At 68.6% G+C, this 26,367-nt stretch carries 20 protein-coding genes; 10 read left to right on the top strand and 10 right to left on the bottom strand.

Features of this window, described 5'->3' with window-relative positions:
- The first annotated feature begins 31 nt into the window (after window positions 1-31).
- Window positions 32-898: an Fpg/Nei family DNA glycosylase gene (locus D5S18_RS08915; protein ID WP_120039357.1), complete on the top strand. Its 867-nt coding sequence runs from the start codon at window positions 32-34 to the stop codon at window positions 896-898.
- On the opposite strand, the gene D5S18_RS08910 is transcribed toward D5S18_RS08915, so the two are convergent.
- Genes D5S18_RS08910 through pdxR form a run of 4 tightly spaced genes read right to left on the bottom strand, consistent with a single transcriptional unit; the run spans window position 899 to window position 5,547 of the window.
- Complete coding sequence (locus tag D5S18_RS08910) at window positions 899-2,413, bottom strand: carboxylesterase/lipase family protein (protein WP_120039356.1); 1,515 nt, start codon at window positions 2,411-2,413, stop codon at window positions 899-901.
- A gap of 38 nt (window positions 2,414-2,451) precedes the next feature.
- Window positions 2,452-3,915 carry a dihydrolipoyl dehydrogenase family protein gene (locus D5S18_RS08905; RefSeq protein WP_439651096.1) on the bottom strand — a complete coding sequence of 488 codons (1,464 nt, stop codon included), beginning with the start codon at window positions 3,913-3,915 and terminating at the stop codon, window positions 2,452-2,454.
- Window positions 3,915-4,160, bottom strand: coding sequence for a DUF2630 family protein (locus tag D5S18_RS08900; protein ID WP_120040422.1), 246 nt, complete (start codon window positions 4,158-4,160; stop codon window positions 3,915-3,917). Before D5S18_RS08900 ends, D5S18_RS08905 begins: the two co-directional genes overlap by 1 nt.
- 10 nt (window positions 4,161-4,170) lie before the next feature.
- Window positions 4,171-5,547, bottom strand: coding sequence for a MocR-like pyridoxine biosynthesis transcription factor PdxR (pdxR, locus tag D5S18_RS08895; RefSeq protein WP_120039355.1), 1,377 nt, complete (start codon window positions 5,545-5,547; stop codon window positions 4,171-4,173).
- A gap of 79 nt (window positions 5,548-5,626) precedes the next feature.
- On the opposite strand from pdxR, the gene D5S18_RS08890 reads away from it, so the two are divergent.
- Entirely contained in the window at window positions 5,627-6,304 is a 678-nt protein-coding gene (locus D5S18_RS08890; protein ID WP_120039354.1) for a pyridoxamine 5'-phosphate oxidase family protein, read from the top strand.
- A gap of 108 nt (window positions 6,305-6,412) precedes the next feature.
- Here D5S18_RS08890 and D5S18_RS08885 read toward each other — a convergent pair whose 3' ends face one another.
- Complete coding sequence (locus D5S18_RS08885; RefSeq protein ID WP_239003633.1) at window positions 6,413-7,195, bottom strand: crotonase/enoyl-CoA hydratase family protein; 783 nt, start codon at window positions 7,193-7,195, stop codon at window positions 6,413-6,415.
- A gap of 122 nt (window positions 7,196-7,317) precedes the next feature.
- Between D5S18_RS08885 and D5S18_RS08880 the strand changes: the two genes are divergently transcribed.
- The 3 genes from D5S18_RS08880 (at window position 7,318) to D5S18_RS08870 (ending at window position 10,441) form a co-directional block, all read left to right on the top strand.
- Window positions 7,318-7,968: a TetR/AcrR family transcriptional regulator gene (locus tag D5S18_RS08880; RefSeq protein ID WP_120040418.1), complete on the top strand. Its 651-nt coding sequence runs from the start codon at window positions 7,318-7,320 to the stop codon at window positions 7,966-7,968.
- The gene (locus D5S18_RS08875) at window positions 7,955-9,577 is read left to right on the top strand and encodes an acyl-CoA dehydrogenase family protein (RefSeq protein WP_120039353.1); all 1,623 of its coding nucleotides are present in this window, start codon (window positions 7,955-7,957) and stop codon (window positions 9,575-9,577) included. The genes D5S18_RS08880 and D5S18_RS08875 overlap by 14 nt, the downstream gene beginning before the upstream one ends.
- Window positions 9,578-9,673: 96 nt before the next feature.
- Window positions 9,674-10,441 carry a nucleoside/nucleotide kinase family protein gene (locus D5S18_RS08870; protein WP_120039352.1) on the top strand — a complete coding sequence of 256 codons (768 nt, stop codon included), beginning with the start codon at window positions 9,674-9,676 and terminating at the stop codon, window positions 10,439-10,441.
- Window positions 10,442-10,459: 18 nt separating this feature from the next.
- Here D5S18_RS08870 and pgi read toward each other — a convergent pair whose 3' ends face one another.
- A complete protein-coding gene (gene pgi / locus D5S18_RS08865) occupies window positions 10,460-12,097 on the bottom strand; it encodes a glucose-6-phosphate isomerase (protein WP_120039351.1) in 1,638 nt (545 codons plus the stop codon).
- A gap of 237 nt (window positions 12,098-12,334) precedes the next feature.
- On the opposite strand from pgi, the gene D5S18_RS08860 reads away from it, so the two are divergent.
- Window positions 12,335-13,789, top strand: coding sequence for an NAD-dependent succinate-semialdehyde dehydrogenase (locus D5S18_RS08860; protein ID WP_120039350.1), 1,455 nt, complete (start codon window positions 12,335-12,337; stop codon window positions 13,787-13,789).
- 142 nt (window positions 13,790-13,931) lie between these two features.
- On the opposite strand, the gene D5S18_RS08855 is transcribed toward D5S18_RS08860, so the two are convergent.
- A complete protein-coding gene (locus D5S18_RS08855; protein ID WP_120039349.1) occupies window positions 13,932-14,225 on the bottom strand; it encodes a chorismate mutase in 294 nt (97 codons plus the stop codon).
- A gap of 413 nt (window positions 14,226-14,638) precedes the next feature.
- On the opposite strand from D5S18_RS08855, the gene D5S18_RS08850 reads away from it, so the two are divergent.
- On the top strand, window positions 14,639-17,188 hold the full coding sequence (locus tag D5S18_RS08850) for a UvrD-helicase domain-containing protein (RefSeq protein WP_239003632.1): 2,550 nt from the start codon (window positions 14,639-14,641) through the stop codon (window positions 17,186-17,188).
- A gap of 47 nt (window positions 17,189-17,235) precedes the next feature.
- On the opposite strand, the gene D5S18_RS08845 is transcribed toward D5S18_RS08850, so the two are convergent.
- Complete coding sequence (locus D5S18_RS08845) at window positions 17,236-18,441, bottom strand: M23 family metallopeptidase (RefSeq protein WP_120039347.1); 1,206 nt, start codon at window positions 18,439-18,441, stop codon at window positions 17,236-17,238.
- 153 nt (window positions 18,442-18,594) lie between these two features.
- Window positions 18,595-19,650 carry a M23 family metallopeptidase gene (locus tag D5S18_RS08840; RefSeq protein WP_203236665.1) on the bottom strand — a complete coding sequence of 352 codons (1,056 nt, stop codon included), beginning with the start codon at window positions 19,648-19,650 and terminating at the stop codon, window positions 18,595-18,597.
- A gap of 548 nt (window positions 19,651-20,198) precedes the next feature.
- Here D5S18_RS08840 and sucC point away from each other — a divergent pair.
- On the top strand, window positions 20,199-21,365 hold the full coding sequence (gene sucC / locus D5S18_RS08835; protein ID WP_120039346.1) for an ADP-forming succinate--CoA ligase subunit beta: 1,167 nt from the start codon (window positions 20,199-20,201) through the stop codon (window positions 21,363-21,365).
- A 26-nt stretch (window positions 21,366-21,391) separates the two neighbouring features.
- Complete coding sequence (sucD, locus tag D5S18_RS08830) at window positions 21,392-22,306, top strand: succinate--CoA ligase subunit alpha (RefSeq protein WP_120039345.1); 915 nt, start codon at window positions 21,392-21,394, stop codon at window positions 22,304-22,306.
- A gap of 85 nt (window positions 22,307-22,391) precedes the next feature.
- On the opposite strand, the gene D5S18_RS08825 is transcribed toward sucD, so the two are convergent.
- The gene (locus tag D5S18_RS08825; protein ID WP_120039344.1) at window positions 22,392-23,342 is read right to left on the bottom strand and encodes an undecaprenyl-diphosphate phosphatase; all 951 of its coding nucleotides are present in this window, start codon (window positions 23,340-23,342) and stop codon (window positions 22,392-22,394) included.
- A gap of 138 nt (window positions 23,343-23,480) precedes the next feature.
- Between D5S18_RS08825 and D5S18_RS08820 the strand changes: the two genes are divergently transcribed.
- The gene (locus tag D5S18_RS08820) at window positions 23,481-26,324 is read left to right on the top strand and encodes an ATP-binding protein (protein ID WP_120039343.1); all 2,844 of its coding nucleotides are present in this window, start codon (window positions 23,481-23,483) and stop codon (window positions 26,322-26,324) included.
- The last annotated feature ends 43 nt before the right edge of the window (window positions 26,325-26,367 follow it).

The following is a 26,367-nucleotide window of genomic DNA, read 5'->3' as shown; positions in this document are numbered from 1 at the left end:
GGTCGTCAGGGGTGGTGGGTAGGCTGGGTGGGTGCCTGAGCTGCCGGAAGTGGAGGCGTTGGCGCAGTTCCTGCGGGAGCATGCGGTCGGCGCGGTGGTGGGGCGTGTCGATGTGGCGGCACTGAGTGCGGTGAAGACGTTCGAGCCTGCGGTGACGGCGCTTTCGGGGCGCGATGTCACCGGGGCGGGGCGGTGGGGGAAATTCTTGGGGATGCAGGCCGGGGAGTTGTGGCTGATCACCCATCTGTCGCGGGCCGGGTGGTTGCGGTGGATCGATGAGCCGAGCGCCACGCCGCCGAAACCGGGAAAAGGGCCGTTGGCATTGCGGGTGCATTTCTTCACACCGGAGGGGGCCACGCCCGCATTCGATTTGACCGAGGCGGGGACGAAGAAGCGGTTGGCGGTCTACGTGGTGACGGACCCGAAAGCGGTGCCGGGCATCGCGCGATTGGGTCCGGACGCACTCGAGGTGGGGGAGCCCGAGTTCGCGGAGATTCTGCGCGGCGCCTCCCAGCGGATCAAGACGGCGATCGTGGATCAGAGTCTGCTCGCCGGAATCGGCAATGCCTATTCCGACGAAATCCTGCACACCGCCAGGATTTCGCCGTTCGCGAATACGAAAACCCTGTCGGAGGAGAAGGTTTCGGAACTGTACGGTGCGATGCGCACGGTATTGACCGATGCGGTGACGCGCTCGGTCGGCCAGGACGCGGCCCGACTCAAGGGTGAGAAGCGTTCCGGCATGCGGGTGCATGCCCGCACCGGCGAAACCTGCCCGGTCTGCGGCGACACCGTCCGCGAGGTGTCCTACGCCGAGCGCTCCTTCCAGTACTGCCCCACCTGCCAGACCGGCGGCAAGATCCTCGCCGACCGGCGCATGTCCAGGCTGCTGAAATAGCTAGGCCAGGGCCTGCGCCAGCCTAGGGGCCGATACACCCTGCCAGGCAAGGCGTTTCGCCTGTTCTGGATCGTCTACCAGGCGCGCGGGCGCGTCGATGATCAGCGTGGTGCGCCGCTGCTCGGTATAGGCGGGCCAGGACGGCAGTGGCGCGCCGTGCCGCGCGAATTCCAGCCAATTGTCCTGGAACTGGCGGGTTACCGCGCGTAGCCCGCGCCGCCCGCCCAGTGCGGTGAGCGCCCGTCCGAACACGTCGTCGGTCGCACCGAATACCGGGATCAGATCGGTGGCGTGGGTCGCGCCGAGACGGGCGAGCCGCAGTGCGCGCGGCGCGAAATCGTAGCGGTACGCGTAGGTGGGCGCGTGGCGACTGTGCCCTTCCATGATCGCGACACTGGGCCGCCAGAAGGTGTAGTCGCCGCCCGCGCGCACCGCGACCCGATGTTCGGGATATCCGGGATAGGCAGTGGCGATGCGTGATTCGCCGTCCGAGCCGATGGCGGCGCGCAACCGGTGGGGTTTGGTGAGCAGGCCGTCGGCGAACCGGTCGAACAGGGTGCCCTCGTCCCGATTGGTGCCGATGATCAGTGGCAGTCGGTGCGCGGCGCCCGCGACCAATGCGTCGATCGGCGCTCGCGGCAGGAAGACCCCATCCACCTGCGGCGCGAGCGGGAAGACGCCGCGCCGCTCGCGGCTCACCGCCGTATTGGCCCGGTCGACCGCGCGGCGAATCGCGTTGGCGTCGGCCCGGATCAGCGCATCGGAGGCGGCTTCGGGGGCGACACCGAGTTCGGTGCGGCAGCGTCGGGCGAAGAGGCGGGCGTCCTCGGCATTGAGCGACCAGTCGGCCGGGGGACTCTGCGCGATGCCCCGGTGGAACAGGCCCCGCGCCGCCGGGGTGGCGAACAGGCTGAGCACCGCGTGCGCGCCCGCCGATTCGCCGAAGAGGGTGACATTGTCGGGATCGCCGCCGAAGGCCGCGATATTCTCCCGCACCCACTCGAGCGCGGCGACTTGATCGCGCAGGCCCAGGTTCGAGTCGAAAATCCGGTCGGCGCTGGAGTATTCGCTGAAATCGACATAGCCGAAGGCGCCCAGCCGGTAGTTGATCGACACCACGACGACATCGCCGCGTTCGACCAGTCGCGCGCCGGAATAGAGTCCCAGCGCGGATGTTCCGATCAGGTACGCGCCGCCATGAATGAAAACCATGACGGGGCGGGGTGATTCGGCGGGCGCGACGGGGGCGACGACATTCAGCGTCAGTGCGTCCTCGCTGGTTGGCTGAAAGGTGCGCGGGCCGATCCGCGCCCCGGAGCGATGCTGCATTGCGGCGTAACCGAATTCGGTGGCGGCCCGCACGCCCGCCCACTTCGCCACGGGCTGGGGCGCGCGAAACCGCAGCTCGCCCACGGGCGGTGCGGCGTAGGGGATGGACCGCCAGCGCAGCGTGCGCTGCCCCTGATGACCGCGCACGACACCCGCCGCGGTCTCGATATCTGTTCGAGCCGCCATTACCGCATAGTAGTCAGCCGCTCACCCTTCCGACAGCCTCAGCCTTCCGGTAACCGCAGCCCTTCCAGCAGCCGCAGCCAGAACTCGGCGGCCGCGGGGAAGGCCGGAACGGCGTGCCACAGCGTATCCAAAGGCACCCGCCCGACCACGGCGATGGTGGCCGCATGCAGTTGCTCGCCCATATCCGGTCCGACCAAGGTCGCGCCGAGGATGGTCCGACTCGCGGTATCGATCACGAGTTTGGCCCTGCCACGAAAATCATTGCGCGCCAGCGAGGTTCCGGCGACACCGATCTCCTGCTCGATGGTGCGCACCGCATATCCGGCCGTCCGCGCCGCCGCCTCGGTCAATCCGATCGAGGCAACCTCCGGTTCGGTGAACACCACCTGCGGCACCTGCCCGTGATCCGCGCTCGCGGCATATCGCGACCCGGTCGTCGGCTGTCCCTCGGCCCGCGCCGCGATCACATCACCGCACACCCGCCCCTGGTACTTCCCCATATGTGTGAGCGCCACCCGATGATTCACATCGCCGACCGCGTACAACCAATCCCCATCGACCCCTACGGCCGTGAGTTGATCGTCGACGGCGACATAGCCTTCCGGCAGCCCGACATTGTCCAGTCCGAGTCCCGCCGTCGCGGGCCGTCGTCCGGCGGCGACCAGAATCTCGTCGGCGACGATTTCCGCCGCGTCCGCGTCGCTCGCGCGGTCGTCAGGAGCCGAGCCGCCGCGCCGCACCGCAACCGTCACCGGTCCGCCATGAATCCATCCCTCGCCGGTATCGCGAACCTCGGCCCGATCGACCCGAACCGGCTCGGTCTCGAACAGCACCCGCACTCCGGCCTCGACCAACCCGGCGGCCACCGCATCCCGCGCGAACGGTTCGCTCGCACCCAGCAGCGAGGTGCCACGCACCAGCATGGTCACCTCGGCTCCCAGCGCCGACAACCAGGTCGCGGCCTCACACGCGACCACACCCCCGCCGACGACAACGACCCGACCCGGCACCTCGTGCAGATTCGTGGCATCGCGCGAGATCCAGGGCAGTGCTGCGCGCAGACCCGCGATATCGGGTATCACGGCGGTGGTCCCGGTCGCGAGGATCACCGCGTGCCGCGCCCGCAGTTCGCGCCCATCGACCTCGACCCGGCGCGGTCCGCTCAGCCGTCCGGTGCCGCGGATGACCTCGATCCGATTGTCGTGCGCCCACCCGACCTGGGAGGTGTCGTCGTGGTCGTGCACGAAGGCATCGCGCCTGCGCAGCACCGGCGCCACGTCCAATCCGGATGCGGTGACCCCGTCCATGGCCCGCGCCTGGGCCAGCACATGTCCGGGTCGCAGCAGCGCCTTGCTGGGGATGCAGGCCCAGTAGGAGCATTCGCCGCCGACGAGTTCCCGCTCCACTATGGCCGCGGTGCGGGTACTCCCCGCGATGGCGTAGGCGGCGGCATTCTCCCCGGCCGGGCCGCCGCCGAGCACGATGACGTCGTATTCGTCCACTATTGGAGGTAGCCTTCGACCTGCTTGGCGGTATTCGCCTGCGCGTTCTCGGGGGGCTGGCCCACGTCCAGTCGGGCACGGCGCTGGCGCAGCAGATCCCAGCACTGGTCGAGCATGACCTCGAGTTCGGCCAGCTGCTGACGTTCGGTCTTGGGGTCGAGATCACCTCGGGTGGCCTGCGAGCGCAGGGTGTGTTCGTGATCGACCAATTCCTTGATGCGGGCCAGGATGTCCTGTTCGGTCATGTCGACCATGCTACGACCGCGCCAGGCAGTAGCCCGCGATTCGCGCGGCCGTACCCAGCGCCGATTCGGGCAGTGCCGAATAGCCCAGGGCGATGCCGAAGCTGTGCGGGTCGCCGATGTAGTGGTCCGCGAGTCCGACCAGGTAGACCCCGCGCCTGCGGGCGGCCGCGATGACGCGCGCCTCGTCGGCGGCGGAGTCGAGCGGCACCACGACGTGCGAACCCGCGTCGTCGCCGCGCACCTCGAGTCCGCGTCGCCGCAGTTCCTCGACCAGCAGTGCGCGCCGCGGCGGCAGCTCGCGGCGCAGTTTGCGCAGGTGCCGGGCCAGATCGCCGTGGCGGGCCAGTTCGGCGAGCACCAACTGACCCGCGGGCGTCGGCCCGGTGCCGGTGCGCCTGCGGTAGTCGAGGATGGTCTGGGCGACACCGGGGGCCGCGACCAGCCAGCCGGCGCCGAGGCTGGGGGACAGGATCTTGCTCGTGGTGCCCAGGTGCACCACCACATCCGGTGCGAGTGCCGCGAGCAGCGGCAAAGGTGCCGTGTCGTAGCGCAATTCGCCGTCGTAGTCGTCCTCGATGACGAGTATTCCGTGCCGCCTGGCGAATTCGATCAACCGGACCCGCCGCGCGGCGGGCATCCGACCGCCGAGCGGATACTGGTGCGCCGGAGTGCAATACACCACCTTGACATCCTCGGGCACCCGGTCGACCCGCAGACCCTCGGCGTCGACGGGCACCGGCGCCACCCGCATGCCCGCCTCGCGAAATCCGCGCGCCGCCCGCCGATATCCGGGATCCTCCATGGCGACCCGATCGCCGGGTCGCAGTACGGCGCAGGCGAATTCGGTGACGGCGGCGCTGCTTCCCGAGGTGGCGAGTACGACGGTGGCACCGCCCGCGCTGAGTCCGCGATGGCGCAGCAGATGTTCGGCGACGGCGTCGCGGAATTCCGGTTCGCCCGCGCGATCCTTGCGGGTGCGGGGTGGTCGGTCCGCGGCGGCACGCCAGGCCCGCCGCCACGCGGCCCGATCGATCATCTCCGCGCAGGGCGCGCCGGGACCGAGGTCGAGCAGCTCGGCGGTGGTGTCGACCGGTTTCGGCGCGGTGGGTCGCGGTTCGGTAATCTCCGGTGCGGCAAGCAGATACGTGCCGGAACCGGTGCGTCCGTCGATCCAGCCCTCGGCATGCAGTTGGTCGTAGGCGGCAGCGACGACGGTCCGGCTCACCGAGAGCTGATCGGCCAGCGAGCGCGAGGAGGGCAGTCGATCCCCCAGCCGCAGCGTCCCGCTCGCGGCCGCGGATCGCAGCCCGGCGGCGACCTGTACCGACAGCGGCGTGAGGCCGGAGCGGTCGAGTTCGATCGGCAGTTCCTCGAAGCGATTGGTCACGGTTCCCCCGAAAGTGGTCTGCTGATTTGGCTACGAATTGGCTATTTCAGAATGCCACTCCGGTCGCGAATCTGGAAGTATGGACGACCAACGCCTCCCGCTCTCACCGACACCCCGCAGCACCCTGACCCGCGATCGGTCCAAAGCCGTCCTAGATCGCGCGGTCCTGGACGCCGTGCTCGACGTGGGCGTCCTGTGCCACCTCGGTGTGGTGCTCGAGGGCAGCCCGGTGGTCATCCCCACCGTCTACGGTCGCGATGGGGACACCCTCTACCTGCACGGATCCACCGGCGCGGGCAATCTGCGGGCCGCGATGCGCGAGGAGGTCTCGGTGGCGGTCACCCATGTGCACGGCGTGGTCTATGCCCGCTCGGCCTTCCACTTCTCGATGAACTACCACTCGGCGGTGGTCCGGGGCCGCCCGACCGAACTCACCGACCCGGCCGACAGACTGCACGGCCTGCGCGTCATCACCGAGCACACCGCGCCCGGCGCGTGGGCGCGGGTGCGCCACCCCAACAGGAAGGAGTTGGCCGCCACCGCGGTCCTCGCGCTGGATCTGACCGAGGCTTCGGTGAAGGTGCGCGCGGGCGGGCCCAACGACGAACCGGAGGACATCGCGGCAGGCGGTGTGTGGGCGGGTGTGCTGCCATTGCGCCAGGAGTGGGGTACGCCGATCGACTCGGCCGACCTCGATCCGGGCATCGCGGCACCGTCCGAGGTCGCGCAGCGGACCCCGCTCAGTCGGATCGACTAGGCGTACCTCCGCCTTCGCTCCGGCTATGCGCAGGTCTGTGGACGGCTTCGCCGGCAGTGTTCGTTGGCGTACCTCCGCCTTCGCTCCGGCCATGCGCGGGTCTGGACTTTATGCCCCGTGCCGACCCGCCCCTGCGGCGAACCGCTGCGCCCCGGCCACCGCACCATTCGTCAAAGCGGTGATCCCGTGTCGAAACTCGTTGCGCAGCGCGGCTTGTTCGTCCAGCCCGTCCTGCTCCAGCATCGACATCCGATCGGTGCGCAGACAGGTCTGGGGAAGCGCGGCCAGTTCTGCGGCCAATTCCTCGGCGGCACTGCGGGATTCGCCGGTCGGGACGACCCGGCTGACCAGCCCCATCTGCAGCGCCTCCGGTGCGCCGACGGGGCGACCGGTGAGCACCATGTCCATGGCGCGACCGGCGCCGATGATGCGGGGGAGCCGCACCGTGCCGCCGTCGATGAGCGGGACGCCCCAGCGGCGGCAGAAGACGCCGAAGATGCTGTCCTGCTCGGCGATTCGCAGATCGCACCACAGGGCCAGTTCCAATCCGCCCGCCACCGCGTAGCCGGAGACCGCCGCGATAACCGGTTTGGACAGTCGCATTCTGGTGGGACCCATTGGCCCGTCGCCGTTTTCGGTGGTGCGATTGGAGCGTTCGGTGCCGATGGCCTTGAGATCGGCGCCGGAGCAGAAGGTGCCGCCCTCGCCCCACAGCACCGCGACGGCGGCGTCCGGGTCGGCGTCGAAGGCGCGGAAGGCGTCGGCCAGTGCCTGCGCGGTGGCCCCGTCGACGGCATTGCGGGCGGCGGGGCGGTACAGGATCACCGTGGTCACCGGTCCCGAATGTTCGACTCGAACGGCCGGGATCGTATTCGACGTTTGCTCGCTCACCAGAGTGTCCTCCTCGCCGGGCGCGGCGTTGTCGGCGCTCGATCATATGGCGCTGTCACGGCTCGACCATACGGCCCGAGCACCCCTTGTGTGAAGAAGTGAATCCGTGTTTCACTTCTTGGGTGGCATATCGCAGAACCCCGGCCGTGCAGGCCAGGCTGGATGCCCAGACCGGGTTGATCGTGCAGGTCGCGACCAAACTCCTGGCCGAGGGTGGTTACGCGGGCCTGTCCATGGCGGCGGTCGCGACCGAAGCCGGAGTAGCCACCGGCACCGTGTACAAACATTTCGCGGGCAAGGCCGAACTGGTCACCGCCGTCTTCCGCAAGGTGGTGGCCCGCGAAGTCGCCGCGGTCACCGACGCTGCGCGCACCGGCGACGCCGTCGCCAGGGTCAGCGCGGCGGTCGAGACCTTCGCGGGCCGCGCCTTGAAGAATCCCAAACTGGCCTATGTCCTGCTGGTCGAACCGGTGGACACCGTGGTCGACGCGCAGCGGCTGCACTTCCGTCGCGCCTTCGCCGCCGCTTTCGAAGCGGCAGTGCGCGACGGGGTTTCGCGCGGAGAGTTGCCCGCACAGGATCCGGCCACCAGCGCGGCCGCGCTGGTGGGGGCGATCGGAGAGGTCCTGGTCGGTCCGCTGGTCGCCGCGCCGCACGGGGAATCGGTTGTGCCGCAGTTGGTCACCTTCGCCCTGCGCGCCCTCGGCGCGCACACAACATCGAGCGCCCAAGGCGCGCACCAGGAATCAGGAGTGTCCGATGCCGACGCATGAAGTCTTCAACCAGGCGCCCAATATCGTGCCGTTCGACATGTCGCGCAACCCCGCGCTGCTCGAGGGCCTGCGTCGCGAGGGCGCGGGCTGGGCCGAGGACGAGGTGCGCGAATTGGGTCGGCTCGCGGGCGATTTCCCGGCGCAGGAATGGGGCCGACTGGCCAATGAGTATCCGCCCGTCCTGCACACCCACGACCGCTGGGGCAACCGCGTCGACGAGGTGGAATTCCATCCGCACTGGCACGACCTGATGCGAGTGGCCGTCGCGCACGGCCTGCACGGCTCGGCCTGGCTCGACGACCGCCCCGGCGCGCATGTGGCCCGCGCCGCCAAGTTCTACACCTGGGGCGCCGCCGACGCGGGCCATATGTGCCCCATCTCCATGACCTACGCCGTGGTGCCCGCGCTGCGCCACAATCCCGAATTGGCGGCCCGATACGAGTCGCTGCTCGGATCGCGAATCTACGAATTCGGACTGCGCGAACCATCGACCAAAGCCGGTCTGATCGCGGGCATGTCGATGACGGAGAAGCAGGGCGGTTCCGACGTGCGGGCCAACACCACCACCGCGACCCCGCAGCCGGACGGCAGCTACCGCATCGTCGGGCACAAGTGGTTCACCTCGGCCCCGATGTCGGATATGTTCCTGACCCTGGCCCAGGCCCCCGGCGGACTGTCCTGTTTCCTGCTGCCGCGCGTACTGCCCGACGACACCCGCAATCCGATTCGCATCCAGCGGCTCAAGGACAAACTGGGCAATAAGTCCAATGCCTCCTCCGAGATCGAATACGAGAACGCCACCGGCATGCTCGTCGGCGCGGAGGGCGCGGGCGTCAAGACCATTATCGAAATGGTCAATATGACCCGGCTGGACTGCGTCATCGGCTCGGCGACCGGGATGCGTGCCGCCGCCGTCCTCGCCGTGCACCACGCCAGGCATCGGGAAGCCTTCGGCGCGAAGCTGATCGACCAGCCCGCCATGCGCAATGTGCTGGCCGACCTGGTCATCGAATCCGACGCCGCCACCACCGTGATGCTGCGCCTCGCGGGCGCCACCGACCGGGCCGGCTCCGATCCGGCCGAGGCCGCGCTGCGCCGGATCGCGCTCGCGGTCACCAAGTACTGGGTCTGCAAGCGCGCGCCCGTCCAGGTCGCCGAGGCATTGGAATGTCTGGGCGGCAATGGCTACGCCGAGGAATCCGGCATGCCCAGGCTGTATCGGGAAGCTCCGCTCATGTCGATTTGGGAGGGGTCGGGCAATGTCGCGGCGTTGGACGCGCTGCGCGCCATGGGGCGACAGCCCGAGACCGTCGAGGCGTTCTTCAACGAGGTCTCCCTCGCCAAGGGCGCGAATCCGCGTCTGGACGATGCCATTGCCCGCGTCGGCAAGGAACTGTCGGATCTGAACGACATCGAATACCGCGCGCGTCGGGTGGTCGAACTCATGGCACTGGTGCTCCAAGGCGCACAGTTGGTCCGGCACGGTCATCCCGCCGTCGCCGACGCCTTCTGCGCCTCCCGGCTCGGCGACGATTGGGGTATCGCGCTCGGCACGCTACCGACCGGGGTGAACACCGGCCCGATCATCGAGCGCGGCTTCGTATCCTGAGCCCGCGCAGCGTTGCGTCGCACCGCGCCCGCGCGATTATTCGAGGAAGACCGCGCACCGCAGGGGTGCCGACATCACACAGGTAGAGTCGCTTCAGTGGCCGAGGCACACGTCGAAGTTCCGCTGAGCGTCCTCGCGAAGCGCGTGCGGGCGCGGGCGCACGCGCGTCCCGGACGCTATCTGCTCGGTATCGCCGGTCCGCCGGGCGCGGGCAAATCCACCCTTTCCCTGGCACTGCGCGATGCGCTCAATGCCACTGAGCGCGACGCACTCGATACCCGCGCGCCGATCGCCGAGATCGCGCCGATGGATGGATTCCACCTGTCGAACGCGGCACTGCGCGCGGGTGGCGCCCTTGCCCGCAAGGGCGAGCCGGACACCTTCGACGCGGCGGGTTATGTGGCGGCCCTCGACGCACTGCGCCGCGCCCCGCTGGGCGCCGAGGTGCCGTGGCCCACCTTCGACCGAGCCATCGAGGAGCCGGTCCCCGGCGGCGTCGTGTTCACCGAGCACATCGTGGCCATCACCGAGGGCAACTACCTGCTCCTCGATGCCGAACTCACCGGTGATCCGCACCTCGCCCCGTGGTCGTCGGTGCGCGAGCACCTGGACGAGTGCTGGTACCTCGACGCTCCCCGCGACCTGCTCGCCACCCGACTGCTCGACCGGCACCTGCGCGGCGGCCGCACCCTCGACCAGGCGCGCGTCAAGGTCGACGACAGCGACCTGCGCAATGCCGACCTCGTCGCCGCCACCAGTGTCCGGGCCGACCTGGTGCTGTGTGTCGAGGACGGCCGCTACTTCACCGTCGCGGCGAACGGACACCACTTCACCGCCGCGGCCGAACAGCTCGCCGAGCGATAGCGCGCCGGTCCGTCGCACTCAGCGGTGCGCGCGATACCAGCGAATGAGCGCGTCGGTGGACGAATCGTCCAGTGGCGCGGGATCTTCCGCCGAGGTGAGCAGCGGGGCCAGTGCCAGCGCCTGCTGCTTGCCCAGCTCGACACCCCACTGATCGAAGCTGTCGATACCCCAGATCGCGCCTTCCACGAACACCTGATGTTCGTAGAGTGCGATGAGCTGGCCGACGACCGAGGGCGTGAGCTTGGGCGCGAGAATGGTGGTGCTCGGGCGATTGCCCGGCATCACCTTGTGCGGCACCAGTTTCGGATCGGTGCCCTCGGCGGCGATCTCCTCGGCCGTCTTGCCGAAGGCCAGCACCTTCGTCTGGGCGAACAGATTGCTCATCAGCAGATCGTGCATGCTGCCGGTGCCGTCGGCGGTGGGCAGATCATCGGTGGGCGCGGCGAATCCGAGGAAATCGGCGGGCACCAACCAGGTCCCCTGGTGCAGCAGTTGGTAGAACGCGTGCTGACCATTGGTGCCGGGCTCACCCCAGAAGATCTCACCCGTCGAGGTGCGCACCGGTGAGCCATCGGCACGCACCGACTTGCCGTTGGATTCCATGGTGAGTTGTTGCAGGTAGGCCGGGAAGCGCGCCAGATCATTCGAATACGGCAGTACCGCACGCGATTGCGCGCCGAAGAAGTTCGAGTACCAGACACCGAGCAGACCGAGCAGCACCGGGGCGTTGGCCTCGAGCGGCGCGGTGGCGAAATGCCGGTCCACGGTGTGCATTCCGGCCAGGAATTCGGCGAAGCGCTCCTTGCCGACGGTGGCCATCACCGACAGGCCGATGGCCGAGTCCACCGAGTACCGGCCGCCGACCCAATCCCAGAAGCCGAACATATTCGCGGTGTCGATACCGAAGGCGGCCACCCGCTCGGCATTGGTGGAGACCGCGACGAAATGCTTGGCCACCGCCGCCTCGCCCAGCGCGGCCACCAGCCAGCGCCGGGCCGCCGTGGCATTGGTGAGCGTCTCCAGCGTCGAAAACGTCTTGGAGGCAACGATGAACAGCGTGCGCGCCGGATCGAGTCCGCGCAGCGCCGCCACCATGTCGGCCGGGTCCACATTGGAGACGAAGCGCGCCTCGATCCCCGCGTCGGCGTAGTGGCGCAGCGCCCGGTGCACCATCACCGGACCCAGATCCGACCCGCCGATCCCGATATTGACCACTGTCGTGATGCGCTCCCCGGTGGCCCCGCGCCATTGGCCCGAGCGCAGCGCGTCGGTGAACACGCCCATCCGGCGCAGCACCTCGTGCACCTCGGCCCCGGCGTCGGCGCCGTCGACCATCAGCGACTCCCCTGCGGGCAGGCGCAGCGCGATATGCTCGACAGCCCGGTTCTCGGAGGTGTTGATGTGCTCGCCCCGGAACATCGCCTCGCGCCGGGCGGGCACCTCGGCCTCGCGCGCCAACTCGACCAGCAGCGCGAGCGTCTCCCTGGTGACGCGGTGCTTGGAGTAGTCGATGCGCAGATCGCCCACCTCGATGACGAGGTCGCGCCCGCGCTCGGGATCCTCGGCGAAGTATTCGCGCAGATGTCGTCCGGCGATCGCGCCGTGGTGCTCGTGCAGTTTCCGCCAAGCCGCCGCTTCGGTGATGTCGCTGGTCACGTCCGCCGAGATTACTCACCGACCCGAGCCCCCGCACGATATGTCGCACCCGTGTTTCCGGCGACGTCGGCCGATGCGCCCGGTGAGATTTCCGATGTGCCGCAACGGGGTCCGCCGGAGTACTATCGCGGCTTCGTATGGCCGTACTTGTGCACAGTCGCGACGAGTACGCACACAGCACACAGATGTCGACTGCGAGGCGGCCGCGCGGGTCGGGTGGCGGCCTAGGCTGACCCCATGGTGTCCGAACGCGAAGTTCTCGAATCCGTCCCGACGCGACTGTGGATCGGTGGGCCGGTCGCGGCCACCGGCGGTGCGACCTTCCCGGTGCGCGATCCGGCCACCGGCGAGGTCCTCGCCGAAGTCGCCGACGCCGCCCCGGAGGATGCGGTGCGCGCGCTCGACGCGGCGGTCGCCGTCCAGGCCGAATGGGCCGCGACCCCCGCCAGAGCGCGCGCGGAGATCCTGCGCGCCGTGTATGAGCGGATCATCGAGCGCACAGAGGAATTCGCGCTGCTGATGACCCTCGAGATGGGTAAGGCGCTGCCCGAGAGCCGCAATGAGGTGCGCTACGGCGCCGAGTTCTTCCGCTGGTTCAGCGAGGAGGCGGTCCGGGTGCACGGCCGCTACCTGCACGCGCCGTCGGGGACCGGCCGCATCATGGTGCACAAACAGCCGGTGGGTCCGTGCTTGGCCATCACACCGTGGAACTTCCCGCTGGCCATGGGCACCCGCAAGGTCGGTCCGGCCCTGGCCGCGGGCTGCACCATGATCGTCAAACCGGCCGGGGAGACGCCGCTGACCATGCTGCTGCTGGCTCAACTCTGTCAGGAGGCGGGCCTGCCGGACGGGGTGCTCTCCGTCATCACCACCAGCCGGTCCGGCGCGGTCACCGGGCCGCTGCTCAACGATCCCCGGCTGCGCAAACTCACCTTCACCGGATCCACCGAGGTCGGCCGGAAACTGGTGGCCCAGTCGGCGCACGGCCTGCTGCGCACCTCGATGGAACTCGGCGGCAACGCGCCGTTCGTGGTGTTCGACGACGCCGATATCGATGCCGCCGTCGAGGGCGCGCTGCTGGCGAAGCTGCGCAATGGCGGCGAGGCGTGCACCGCGGCCAATCGCTTCCACGTGCACGAGAGCGTCCGCGAGGAGTTCACCGCCAAGCTGGTGGATGCCATGGCGAGCACGGTGACCATGGGTCCCGGCGCGGATCCGGCCACCACCCTCGGCCCGCTGATCAATGAGCAGCAACTCGACATCGTCACCGAACTGGTCGAGGACGCGGTGTCGGCCGGTGCTCGGGTGCGGCTCGGCGGCAAGGCGCCCGGCGGACCCGGCTGGTTCTATCCGGCCACCGTGCTGAGCGAGGTGCCGCCGCAGGCCAGGATCCTGCGCGAGGAGGTGTTCGGGCCGGTCGCCCCGATCATCGGCTTCGAGACCGAGGCCGAGGGCCTGTCCGCCGCCAATGACACCGAATTCGGTTTGGTCTCCTACGTTTACACGCGCGACCTGGATCGCGCGCTGCGCATCGCCGAGGGGTTGGAGTCGGGCATGGTCGGGGTCAACCGGGGCGTCATCTCCGATCCGGCCGCTCCGTTCGGCGGGGTGAAGGCCTCGGGTTTCGGGCGCGAAGGCGGAATCGAAGGTATCGAGGAGTACCTCAGCACCAAGTACATCGCCCTCACCTGAGAGCCGAGATCCTGCGAAGCAGGCCCTGAGAAGAAGCGACCGCCCCAGGGGGTGCGAACACCCTGGGGCGGCCTTTCGGGTTGCGGCGGGTCAGCGCCGCGGCTCGGGTCGGCGCGCGCGAAATGGCGCGGGCCAAGGCAATTCAGTGACCGAGGCGGCCACGGCCGAGGCGAAGCAGCAACATGGCCAGGGTGTGGCCCTCCTGGCCCAATTCGCTGAAGCGCTCCAGGACCTTCATCTCACGACTGTGCACCAGACGCGGACCGCCGGAGGCCATCCGGGTGCGACCAATGATCCGGGAGACCTCGGTGCGCCGCTTGATAGCGGCGAGGATCTCGGCATCGAGACGGTCGATCTCCTTGCGGAGGTTATCGATCTCGGCCTCGGACTGCGGCAGCGCCGAGTCCGACCCAGTCGTTGTGGCAGGGTTGCCCATCTATTCATCTCCTCGTGTCAGAACAGGCATCGGCGGACGAGCCGAACGCGTTACCGACCGGTTCTTTCACCATAAAACAAGACCTGGCGGGCCGTTTCGCACTTCCCCCAGAATGGTTTGCGCTCAGGGACAAGGTCGGTGATCGGGATATCCGGGGGATAACCACAACCGGTGTCTCGATGGAGCGCTGATCATGTGGCCAGTCTGCCACGGGCTGGTAGCTATGCAAAACACTTCTATTTAGAAATCAGCTGAACGGCGGGTCCTGCGGGTCCGCTCTCGGCATCCGTTCCGGCGGCCCGTGCGGGGAGCGGAGGCGGGGCGAACCGCGAACCAGCCTACGGGACTTCAACTCTGTCGGTGCGCGACGGTAGCGTGGATGGACGATGGACATCACGGTGGCTCCCCACAGCATGACGGACCAGAACCAGGCCACGACGGACCAGAGCCGGACTCTCGGCGGGTCCGATTCGTCGTACGCGGCGGAAGGTTCGGCCGCGTACGGCGCGGAGGTCGCGCGCCGCCGCGCCGAACGCGAGGCGGCCAAGGCCGAGGAGGCCGAGCGCCTATTGGATGGTCTCAACCCGCAGCAGCGTGCCGCCGTCGTGCACACCGGCGCGCCCCTGCTGATCGTGGCGGGCGCGGGCTCGGGCAAGACGGCGGTGCTCACCCGCCGCATCGCCTACCTGCTGGCCGCGCGCGGGGTCACCCCCGGCCAGGTGTTGGCCATCACCTTCACCAATAAGGCCGCCGCGGAGATGCGCGAGCGAGTTATCGGACTGGTCGGTCCGCGTGCCACGAATATGTGGGTATCCACCTTCCATTCGAGCTGTGTGCGTATCCTGCGCGCGCAGGCCGCGCTGTTGCCGGGTTTGAATTCCAATTTCTCCATCTACGATGCCGACGATTCCCGCCGATTACTGACGATGATCAGTCGGGATTTCGACATCGATACCAAAAAATATTCGGCGCGATTGCTGTCCACCGCGATTTCCAATCTCAAGAACGAACTCATCGATCCGGTGCGCGCCGCCGCCGACGCCGAATCCGACGAGACCGAGCTGCCCGCCCTCGTGGCCCGCGTCTACGCCGAGTACCAGCGCCGCCTGCGTGCGGCCAACGCCATGGATTTCGACGACCTGATCGGCGAGACGGTGGCCCTGCTGCAGCGGCATCCGCAGGTCGCCGAGTACTACCGGCGGCGCTTCCGGCACGTCATGGTCGACGAGTATCAGGACACCAACCACGCCCAGTACATACTGGTGCGCGAATTGGTCGGTCACCACGCCGAGGGGGCCGACTCGGTCGAGCCGAGCGAGTTGTGCGTGGTCGGCGACGCCGACCAGTCCATCTACGCCTTCCGCGGCGCGACGATTCGCAATATCGAGGAGTTCGAGCGCGACTTCCCGGATGCGGAAACCATTCTGCTGGAACAGAATTACCGCTCGACCCAGCACATTCTCTCGGCCGCCAACGCGGTCATCGCGCGCAATGAGAACCGCCGCGACAAGAAGCTGTGGACCGATTCCGGCGCGGGGGAGTTGATCGTCGGCTACGTCGCCGACAACGAGCACGACGAGGCGTCGTTCGTGGCCCGCGAGATCGACCGCCTCGTTGATCAGGGCGAGGCCCGCTACGGCGATGTGGCGGTGTTCTACCGCACCAACAACAACTCCCGCGCACTGGAGGAGATCTTCATCCGGATGGGTCTGCCCTACCGGGTGGTGGGCGGCGTCCGCTTCTACGAGCGCAAGGAGGTGCGCGATATCGTCGCCTACCTGCGGGTGCTCGACAATCCCGAGGACGCGGTGAGTATGCGCCGCATCCTCAATACGCCCCGGCGCGGCATCGGCGACCGGGCCGAGGCGTGTGTCGCGGTCCATGCCGATCAGCGCGGTATCGGATTCGCGGCCGCGCTGCGCGATGCCGCCGCAGGCAAGGTGGCGCTGCTCAATACGCGCGCGCAGCGGGCCATCGCGGGCTTCCTGGAACTGTTGGCCGAGATCAGGGCCGCCGGTGTCCAGGAGGATTCGGACTATCCGGATGTCGGCAGTGTGGTGGAGGCCGTGCTGGAGCGCACCGGCTACCGCGCCGAACTGGAGAACTCCGACGACCCGCAGGACGGCGCGCGCCTGGACAACCTGAACGAATTGGTCAGTGTCGCCCGCGAGTTCAGCGCCGAGGCGCACAACAACGCGCAGGCCGCGCGGGCCGAAGGTCTGCTGCCGGACCCCGGCGAGGGCCTGCTGCCCGATGCCGCCGAAGGTGCACCGGATCCGGGTTCGCTGGCCGCCTTCCTGGAGCGAGTCTCCCTGGTGGCCGACGCGGACCAGATTCCCGACGAGGAGTCGGGCGTGGTCACCATGATGACGCTGCACACGGCCAAGGGGCTGGAATTCCCGGTCGTCTTCGTCACCGGCTGGGAGGACGGCCAGTTCCCGCATATGCGGGCGCTCGGCGATCCCACCGAACTGGCCGAGGAGCGCCGCCTCGCCTACGTCGGTATCACCCGTGCCCGGCAGCGCCTCTACCTCAGCCGCGCGGTGGTCCGCTCGGGTTGGGGTCAGCCAGTGTCCAATCCGGAATCCCGCTTCCTCCAGGAGATTCCGGGGCATCTGCTGCAGTGGCGGCGACTCGAGCCTGCCGGATCCCGCGCCGGTCGCGGGCTGCGCGGCCAGGACGAGGGCGGGGAGCGCGACTGGACGCGCGGCGAGGGCTGGTCCGAGGCCAGGCCCGGTCTGCGCGAGCGCGGCCCGCGCAGGCCCGCCCCCGGTGGCGCGGCCCGCAACAATACGAATCTCGTTCTCGCGGTGGGCGATCGGGTCAGCGACGACAAGTACGGACTCGGGCGGGTGATCGCCGCGGAGGGTTTCGGCCCGCTCGCCACGGTCACCATCGATTTCGGTACGGCGGGCAAGATCCGATTGATTCCGCAGTACAGCCGGACACTGGTCAAGCTCTAGGCTCGCCGCGGAATGTCAGCTCGGAATTCCCGAGCCCTCGCCGAGGTTCAGTCGCGTTCGGGTCCGAGGCTGATGCCTCGGGTGGCGAGCCAGGGCATCGGGTCTATACGGTTGGTGCCATTGAGCCACACCTCGAAATGGCAGTGCGGGCCGGTGGATTCGCCGCGATTGCCGACGGTGGCGATCTGATCGCCCGCGAGGACGCGCTGCCCCACCGAGACGGTCGCGGTGTTGATGTGGCCGTAGACGGTGACGGTGCCGTCGTCGCCGAGCACCCGCACCCACATGCCGAATCCGGCGGCCGGACCCGCATCGATAATGGTGCCGTCCTCGACCGCGACGATCGGGGTGCCGATCGGTGCGGCCATATCGACGCCGGGATGCAGTACGCCCCAGCGCTGGCCGTATGGAGAGGTGAAGGTGCCGGAGGTGAACTTCATGAACAGCGGCCGCAGCTTGGCCTGTGCCTCGGCGGCCAATTCCTCGGCGAAGGCGGCGCCATTGCCGAGCATGTCATTGAATTGGCCGATATTCGCCGGGCTCGCGGTGCTGAGCAGTTGTGGCGCATCGGTATTGGGGGCGGGTGCGACATTGTTGTCGCCGACCGGCGCGAGTGACCGCGACTGCCCGACCGCTTGATATTCGACGGTGGAATCGGAGGTGGTGCCCACCCCGGCGAAAGCATTCTGACCTGCGGCGACGACCGCGCCCGCGGCCACGGCCACGACGGCGGCGCGCCCTTTGAGCGCGGTGGGCGGTGCGGGGACCCGATGCGCCCCACCCTTGCGCGGCTGCACGACCTGTCTGGATCGGGAGGGGATGAAGGCCCTGGTGGCCCGGCGCAGCGGGTCTTCGGGCGCGTCCTGCGTCTGCTCTCGCGAATCGTCCGGCTGGTCCGACCACTGCTGCGGATGCTGCGGATCCGACCACGGTTCGGGATCGTCGTCCCATCCGGTATTGTGTGAAAATGCTTGGGGCCGAGGTGAATACGCCGAATAGCCGGTGCTGCCCGCGTCGGCGGGACCGGACCACCGGTCGGATTCCCAACCGAAACCCTGGTCGGCATTCCATTCGGAATCGGCCGCGCCCCAGTCGGATTCGCGACCGGATCGCCACCCGTATTCGTCGCGTTCGGAATCCGCACGCGGCCAAGGCTCCTCGGCGGCCCAATCGTCGGAGGTTTGCAGGCTGCTGATCAGATCCTTCGCCCGGATCTGACCGCCGTCGGTGCGGCGGGTGCGTGTTCTGCTCATAGGGGGGACCGGACCATGCGGGAATTCTGGACGTGCATAGAGCTTTTCATCCTCCGGTCGGGCAGCCGTGTGGATAGTCGGTCGGGGCGAACATCTCTGAGCAGGGACGGCGGAGCGGACCGCATTGTCCGGCGCTCGGAAGTCTGAAGGGTATCAGGCGCGCTCGATGCCGAGACTGATACCGCGAGTAGCCAACCAGGGCAGCGGATCCACCTTGTCGACCCCGTTGAGCCACACTTCGAAATGACAGTGCGGTCCGGTGGAGAACCCGCGATTGCCGACGGTGGCGATCTGGTCGCCCGCCGTGACGCGCTGACCCTGCGACACCGTGGTGGTGTCGACATGGCCGTAGATGGTGACGGTGCCGTCGTCGTGCAGGACGCGCACCCACATCCCGAATCCGGCGGCAGGCCCCGCCTCGATGATGGTGCCGTCGGCGACGGAGTAGATGGGGGTGCCGATGGGCGCGGCCACATCCACGCCCAGATGCTGTACGCCCCAGCGTGCGCCGAAGCCGGAGGTAAACGTGCCCGCGGCGAAATGGGTGAACAGCGGGCGCAGTTTCGCGGCCTCCTGGGCGGCGAGGTCCTGCGCGAACTTCTGACCCTTTTGCAGGATGTCGTTGAACTGTTCGAGATTGGCCGGGGCCGAGACATTCAGTACCTGCGGCGATTCCGCGTTCGCGGTCGGATCGACGGTACTGACGGATTGGTTGGCGATCTCGTGGAGTTGGCCGCCCGCCTGATAGTCGACCGGCTGCGCGGACTGGCCCGGTGCGGCCATAGCGGCCTGGCCCGCGGCGACGAAAGCGCCCGCGGCGACGGCCGCGACCGCGGCCCGACCCTTGAGGGCGGTGGGCGGGGCGGGCATCCGGTGCGCGCCGCCGCGGCGGGCGGGGCGGGTGCCGGGAAGCACAGTGGGGGTGGCGATTTCGCGACCCTCGTCGGTCCAGGGTTGGTCGGAAGCCGATTCGGTGGACCAATCCTCGGCATTCCAGGAATCTCCGGACCAGTCGTCCTCGGCCTCCCAGGACTCCTCCGGCCAGTCGCCGCGGGCCGGCCAGGCGTCGGCCACCGGCCAGGCTTGATCCGGCGCGCCGCCCTCGGAGTACGAGGGACTATAGGGATCGCCTTCGTCGGCGGGATATGCGTCGCGGTACCGGAATTCGGTATGCGTGGGCTCGGGGGCATAGGTCGAGCGAGGGTTCATCGGGTGCGCCACCTTGTAGAGCGAGTGGTAGCGATCGTCTTGTCATCAGGGCCGGCTATCTTGTCACCGGGGCTGCGGCGGTGCGTCTGCGGAGCGGGGTGCTGCGTCAAGCTTGCCGTCCTCCTAGTCGTGACCTTGCTGTGACATCGACCGCCTCAACGGTAACGAAACGATTGCGAGGTCTGCAAGCGCTCCGGATAATCTGGCGGAACATGTGAGATTGATCACGGTAACGCACCGGAATATCCCATGATCCGGCGCGGGATTCGATGCGCGTTCACAACGACGGCGTGTAGTTGACCGGCTTCGGTCCGGGCATGGGCCGCTCTACCTGCCGTGCGGTCCGCGCGGGCGCTTTTCCTACTCGTGAGTAGCCTTGTCCAGCGGTTTTGCCGATCCGCGTAAAAGCCGGTGACCTGCGCCACTTAGGATGTACGTGGCCGTTGGGCCGTCCATGTGACTGATTAAAGTCCGATCCAGACCCGCTTCCGACGTCGGGCCGCCAACCAAAGACGTTGTCATCGCAACGCAGACGAGATGGTGAGTACATGGATCTCTTCGAATATCAGGCGAAGGAGCTCTTCGTTAAGCACGGAGTTCCCTCGTCCGAGGGCCGCGTCACGGATACGGCCGAGGAAGCCCGCGCCATCGCGGTCGAAATCGGCAAGCCCGTGATGATCAAGGCCCAGGTGAAGACCGGTGGCCGCGGCAAGGCGGGCGGCGTGAAGTACGCGGCCGGCCCCGATGACGCGCTCACCCACGCGCAGAACATCCTCGGCCTGGACATCAAGGGCCACATCGTGAAGAAGCTCCTGGTCGCCGAGGCCAAGGACATCGCGGAGGAGTACTACATCTCCTTCCTGCTCGACCGCGCCAACCGCACCTACCTGGCCATGTGCTCGGTCGAGGGCGGTATGGAAATCGAGGAGGTGGCCGCCACCAAGCCCGAGCGGCTGGCCAAGGTGCCCGTCGACGCCGTGAAGGGTGTCGACCTGGCCTTCGCCCGGTCCATCGCCGAGCAGGGCCACCTGCCCGCCGATGTGCTCGACGCCGCGGCCGTGACCATCCAGAAGCTCTGGGAGGTCTTCATCGCCGAGGATGCCACCCTGGTCGAGGTCAACCCGCTGGTCCGCACCCCGGACAACGAGATCCTCGCCCTCGACGGCAAGGTCACCCTGGATGAGAACGCCGAGTTCCGCCATCCCGATCACGCGGCCTTCGCCGACAAGGAGGCCACGGACCCGCTGGAGCTCAAGGCCAAGGAGAACGACCTCAACTACGTCAAGCTCGACGGGTCGGTCGGCATCATCGGCAATGGCGCGGGCCTGGTCATGTCCACCCTCGACGTGGTCGCCTACGCCGGTGCGAACCACGGCGGCGTGAAGCCCGCCAACTTCCTCGATATCGGCGGCGGCGCCTCGGCCGAGGTCATGGCGGCGGGCCTGGATGTCATCCTGGGCGACGCGCAGGTCAAGAGCGTCTTCGTGAATGTGTTCGGCGGTATCACCGCCTGTGACGCGGTGGCCAATGGCATCGTCAAGGCCCTGGAGATCCTGGGCGCGACCGCCACCAAGCCGCTGGTCGTCCGCCTGGACGGCAACCGCGTCGAAGAGGGTCGCAAGATCCTCGCCGAGGCCGCGCACCCGCTGGTGACGCTGGCGCAGACAATGGACGAAGGCGCCGACAAGGCCGCCGAACTGGCTGCCGCCCGATAAGACGGCCGAGTAAGGGACGAAAACTCATGTCTATCTTCCTGAACAAGGATTCCAAGGTCATCGTCCAGGGCATCACCGGCGGCGAGGGCACCAAGCACACCGCGCTGATGCTGAAGGCGGGCACGCAGGTGGTCGGCGGTGTGAATGCGCGCAAGGCGGGCACCACCGTCGCGCACACCGCGAAGGACGGTTCGGCCGTCGAACTGCCGGTATTCGGCACGGTGGCCGAGGCCATCAAGGAGACCGGCGCGGACGTCTCGATCGCCTTCGTGCCGCCGAAGTTCGCCAAGGACGCCATCATCGAGGCCATCGATGCGGAGATCCCGCTGCTGGTGGTCATCACCGAGGGCATCCCGGTGCAGGACACCGCCTACGCGTGGGCCTACAACCTGGAAAAGGGCAACAAGACCCGCATCATCGGCCCGAACTGCCCCGGCATCATCACCCCCGGTGAGTCGCTGGTCGGCATCACCCCGGCCAATATCACCGGCAAGGGTCCGGTCGGCCTGGTGTCCAAGTCGGGCACGCTGACCTACCAGATGATGTACGAACTGCGCGATTTCGGTTTCTCCACCTCCATCGGCATCGGTGGCGACCCGGTCATCGGCACCACCCACATCGACGCCATCGCGGCGTTCGAGCAGGATCCCGAGACCAAGCTCATCGTGATGATCGGCGAGATCGGCGGCGACGCCGAGGAGCGCGCCGCAGAGTACATCAAGGCCAATGTCACCAAGCCGGTCGTCGGCTACGTGGCGGGCTTCACCGCCCCCGAGGGCAAGACCATGGGCCACGCGGGCGCCATTGTCTCCGGTTCGTCGGGCACCGCCCAGGCGAAGAAGGAGGCGCTGGAGGCCGCGGGTGTGAAGGTCGGCAAGACGCCGTCCGAGACCGCCGCGTTGGCCCGCGAGATCCTGGAAAAGGCTTCGATCACCGCCTGAGCCGCGGTCGGGAAACAGCCTGATCCACGCGCGAAACAATAAGGCCGCCCACCGGATTCGGTGGGCGGCCTTATTCGTGCCGGTCTCAGAACAGTGTGAACCGAATGACCGAGGCCAGTCCGAAGGCCAGGCTGTACACCGCGAACGGCAGCAGCGAATTGGATTTGAAGTAGCGCTCGAGGAATTTCACCGCGAACCAGGCCGCCGCACCGGCCACGATCGAGCCGACCAGCACCTGACCCAGGATGCCCTCGCCCTGCGGACCAGCCAGCGTCGGCAGCTTGAGCACACCCGCGGCCAGGATGACCGGGGTGGCCAGCAGGAAGGCGAACTTCGCCGAATCCTCGTGATCGAGTCCGCGCAGCAGTCCGCCGACCATGGTCATGCCCGAGCGGCTGATGCCCGCGAACAGCGCACCGGTCTGCGCCACCCCGATGCCGAGCGCATCCTTCACCGAGAGGCGCGCCAGCCTGGTCTCGCTGTCGGGCTCCGGATCGACCGGCAGGCCGCGCGACTCGTCGTGGTGGCGGGCCTCGGCCTCGGCGAAGGCGCGGCCGTAGTCGGCCAGCGACGGCTGGCTGCGGCGGCGCAGCACCTCGCCGCCGATGAGGACGAAGCCATTGAGCGTCAGGAAGATTCCGGCCGAGACGGGTTTGGCGAACAGTGTCCGCAGCGGATGCTCCAGTGCCAGACCGAGCACACCGACCGGCACCGTGGCCAGGATGATCAGCCAGGCCAGCCGCTGACTCGAGGTCTCGATCCGGCGGGTGCGCAGCGTGGTGCAGAAGCCGACGATGATATTGATCCAGTCGCGCCAATAGAATCCGAGCAGCGCGATGGCCGTGGCCACGTGCAGGCCGACCACGAAGGCAAGGTAGGGGGTGCCCTTGTCGGAGTCGCCCTGGGTGACCAGTTGGCTCCACGATCCGCCGATCCAGGCCGGGACCAGCACCGAATGGCCAAGACTCGAGATGGGGAAGAGTTCGGTTACGCCTTGAAGTAGGCCGATGATCACGGCTTGGGTGTAGGTCAGCATCGTGCAACAGCCTCGCATGTCGCGCGCCGTCGCGCCCACCGGGTGAGGTCAACCGCGACAACCCTTTCCGCGTGCCATGCTTTGGGCGTGGACGTACTGGGGTTGGGTCCAGTGCAAGTGTGGGCCGAGGGTAGGGCCGTGGCCATCGACCGCCCGCTGGAGCGGGCCGTACTGGTGCGGTTGGCGCTGGCCAATCGGGTCGCGGTGCCCGATGCGCGGCTGGCCAGGGATCTGTGGGGCGCCGAGATCGAGCGCCCGGTGCAGCGGTTGCGGGTGGTGGTGTCGCGGCTGCGGGCCACGCTCGGCGCGCACGCCGGGGTGATCGCGCGGACCCCCGCCGGCTATCAGACCTCGGCGGTGGTCGCCGATCTGCTCGCCGCCGAGGCGGCCGCCCAGCGCATGCACACCGCGCAGCGCGGCGGCGACTGGCCCGTCATCGCGGAGTCGGCGCGGGCGGCGCTGTCGCTGTGGCGCGGTGAGGCGCTGGCCGATCTGCGGGCCATCCCGTTCGCCAGGATCGAGGGCGAACGACTCGACGACTGGCGGCTGATGCTCACCGTGGCCGGGTTGCAGGCGAATCTGGAACTCGGCGCGCCGGACGAGGTGGTGACCGAGTTGGCCGCTCTGGTGGCCCGATATCCGCTGCACGAACCGCTGGGTTGTCTGCTGGCGTTGGCGCTGTATCGCAGCGGTCGGCAGGGTGCGGCGCTGGAGCGGCTGGCCCGGTTGCGTCGGGTTTTGGCCGAGGAACTGGGGGTCGATCCGGCGCCGGATACCGCGAGGCTGGAAATGCGCATCCTGGATCACGATCCGGCGCTGCGCGCGGCGGCGAGTGTCGAATTATTCATGGACGCACCGGTTTCAGCGGGGAGCGTGGCGACGGAAGCGCCGGTGACCGGTCCTGTCACCAGCTTTCTCGGACGTGGGCGCGAATTCGCCGCACTCAGTGCGCGTTCGGCCCGGCCGGGCCTGATCACGGTGACCGGAGTGGCGGGCAGTGGGAAGTCGCGGCTCGCGATCGAATTGGCCAGGGCCGCCGCGAATTCCGGTCGGCGGGTGGTTCATGTCGAATTGGCCCCGCTCACCGGGGACGACGATGTGGCGCCCGCCGGGATGGCCGCGCTGGAATCCGCCGGACTGCTCGACGGGACCGACGATCCGGTGGCCGCGTTCGGTCCGCAGGTGCTGCTGATCCTGGACAATGCCGAGCATGTGCGTCGCGGTGTGCGTGAATTCATCCGGACGGCAACGGGTTCCAGCGTTCTGGTGACCTCGCAGGCCCCGCTGGGCGCGCCGGGGGAGTCGGTGTATCCGCTCGGTCCCTTGGATCGCGGTGTCGCGGTGGCCCTGTTCACCGAGCGGGCCGGACTCGGCGGACTGGTCACCGCCGCCGAACGCGAAGACGTGGTGCGTATCTGCGCGGCCCTCGACTGGCTGCCGCTCGGCATCGAGTTGGCGGCCGGACTGACCAGGACGCTCACCATCGCCCAGTTGGCCACCCGCATCGATGACCGGGTCCGCCTGCTGGTCGGCGGGGCGCGCAACGCGGGCGGCGGGCGACACACCAGCTTGCGCGTCGCCTTGGACTGGAGTCATGAACTGCTCGCGGATCGGGAGCGCGCGGTTCTGCGCCGGCTCGGTGTTTTCGCGGGCGGTTGCACGCTCGAGGCCGCCGAGGCGGTGCTGCCCGATCCGGGAGGTGGGATCGCCATGGAGGTCGGCGATATCGCGCCCGCACTGGCGGATCTGGTGAACCGCAGCCTGGTGTCCGTCCAATCCGACAGCGGCACAAGGCGATTCACACTGTTGGAAACGGTGCGCGACTATGCGCTGTCCCGTGCGGCCGAGGCGGGCGAGCTCGAGGCGCTGCGCGCGGCCCACCTGTCATGGTGCCGGGACTTGGTCGCCGTCGCGGGCGCGCCGGACGATTTCGCCGCCGCCGAGGCGGTGGCCTCGGTATTCGCCGAATGGCCGAATATCCTCGCCGCGCTCGAGCACGCGCCGGGCACCCCGCGCGCCGCCGACGGGCTGCGACTGGCCAATGCCATGCATGTGCCGTGGCTGGCGCGGGCCTGGTTCCCGGAGGCCCGCAAACACTTCTCCGCTTTGGTGGTGGACGCCATCGACCTGCCCCCGGCGGAACTCGCGCAGGCCCTGAGCCACTACGGATTCCACGAACTCATGGGCGGAGCACTGGAGCGGGCCGCCGATCTGCTCGCGCGCGCCGCCGAGGTGGCCGCACCGCTCGGTGACGCCGAACCGGGGCAGACGGTGCGCTACTACCAGGGCATCGTCGATATCGAACGGGCGCGGCTGAGCACCGCGATCGAACACCTGCGCACCGGTGAGGCACTGGCCGAGCGCGACAGTCAGGCCGCCTCCTTCGCCGACGCGCTCGGCACCGCGCTGCTCTATTCGGGCGACGCCGTCGGCGCGCTGGCCGCCTACCGGCGCTCGGCGGAATTCGACAAGGCCGCCAATGACGAGCACGGTCTGTCCCGAGGGCTGAGCAATGAGGCCAAGGCGCTGCTCGACCTCGGCGACACCGCCGCCGCGCTGGCGGCGGTGGAACAGTCCGACCGCTACGCCCGCCGACTCGACGACCGCCAGATCCTGCCGCTCAACGATCTGACCAGGGCCGCCGTCGCCCGCGCCGCGGGTGAGCTCGACGCGGCCGAATCCTATTGCCGCGCCGCGTTCGAACACGAGGGCGCGACCACGGGCATGGCCCGCGTCGACTTGGCCGACGTGCTCATCGTCAAGGGGGAGTGGGCGGAGGCCGCGACCTTGCTCGACGGTTTGCGCGGGAGGGCGTACGGCATTCCGCTGCTGGCCGCGCGGGCCGTGGAGACCTCGTTGCGCGCGGCGCGCGGCGACGCGATCGGGGCGGCGGAGTTGGCCGCGACGCTGCGGGCGGAGTTCGTCGCGACCGGATTCGGCTGGCATCGCTACGCGGACCGAATCCTGGTCCCGAACAGGTGAGTCGCGGTCGCGAAGCGGGTCGGTCGAGGATGACCGGAGGCCA

The sequence above is a fragment of the Nocardia panacis genome (genome assembly GCF_003598715.1).
In the GTDB taxonomy this organism is placed as follows: Bacteria; Actinomycetota; Actinomycetes; order Mycobacteriales; family Mycobacteriaceae; genus Nocardia; species Nocardia panacis.
Note: the sequence above shows the minus strand (reverse complement) of the source record. Positions and strands in the feature narration are given on the sequence as shown.

Excerpts from the sequence above, each read along its gene's own strand:
- D5S18_RS08910 (WP_120039356.1), bottom strand. The coding sequence starts at position 2,413 with ATGGCGGCTCGAACAGATATCGAGACCGCGGCGGGTGTCGTGCGCGGT.
- D5S18_RS08900 (WP_120040422.1), bottom strand. The coding sequence starts at position 4,160 with ATGACCGAACAGGACATCCTGGCCCGCATCAAGGAATTGGTCGATCAC.
- D5S18_RS08890 (WP_120039354.1), top strand. The coding sequence starts at position 5,627 with ATGGACGACCAACGCCTCCCGCTCTCACCGACACCCCGCAGCACCCTG.
- D5S18_RS08875 (WP_120039353.1), top strand. The coding sequence starts at position 7,955 with ATGCCGACGCATGAAGTCTTCAACCAGGCGCCCAATATCGTGCCGTTC.
- D5S18_RS08860 (WP_120039350.1), top strand. The coding sequence starts at position 12,335 with ATGGTGTCCGAACGCGAAGTTCTCGAATCCGTCCCGACGCGACTGTGG.
- D5S18_RS08855 (WP_120039349.1), bottom strand. The coding sequence starts at position 14,225 with ATGGGCAACCCTGCCACAACGACTGGGTCGGACTCGGCGCTGCCGCAG.
- D5S18_RS08850 (WP_239003632.1), top strand. The coding sequence starts at position 14,639 with ATGACGGACCAGAACCAGGCCACGACGGACCAGAGCCGGACTCTCGGC.
- D5S18_RS08845 (WP_120039347.1), bottom strand. The coding sequence starts at position 18,441 with ATGAGCAGAACACGCACCCGCCGCACCGACGGCGGTCAGATCCGGGCG.
- D5S18_RS08840 (WP_203236665.1), bottom strand. The coding sequence starts at position 19,650 with ATGAACCCTCGCTCGACCTATGCCCCCGAGCCCACGCATACCGAATTC.
- sucC (WP_120039346.1), top strand. The coding sequence starts at position 20,199 with ATGGATCTCTTCGAATATCAGGCGAAGGAGCTCTTCGTTAAGCACGGA.
- sucD (WP_120039345.1), top strand. The coding sequence starts at position 21,392 with ATGTCTATCTTCCTGAACAAGGATTCCAAGGTCATCGTCCAGGGCATC.
- D5S18_RS08825 (WP_120039344.1), bottom strand. The coding sequence starts at position 23,342 with ATGCTGACCTACACCCAAGCCGTGATCATCGGCCTACTTCAAGGCGTA.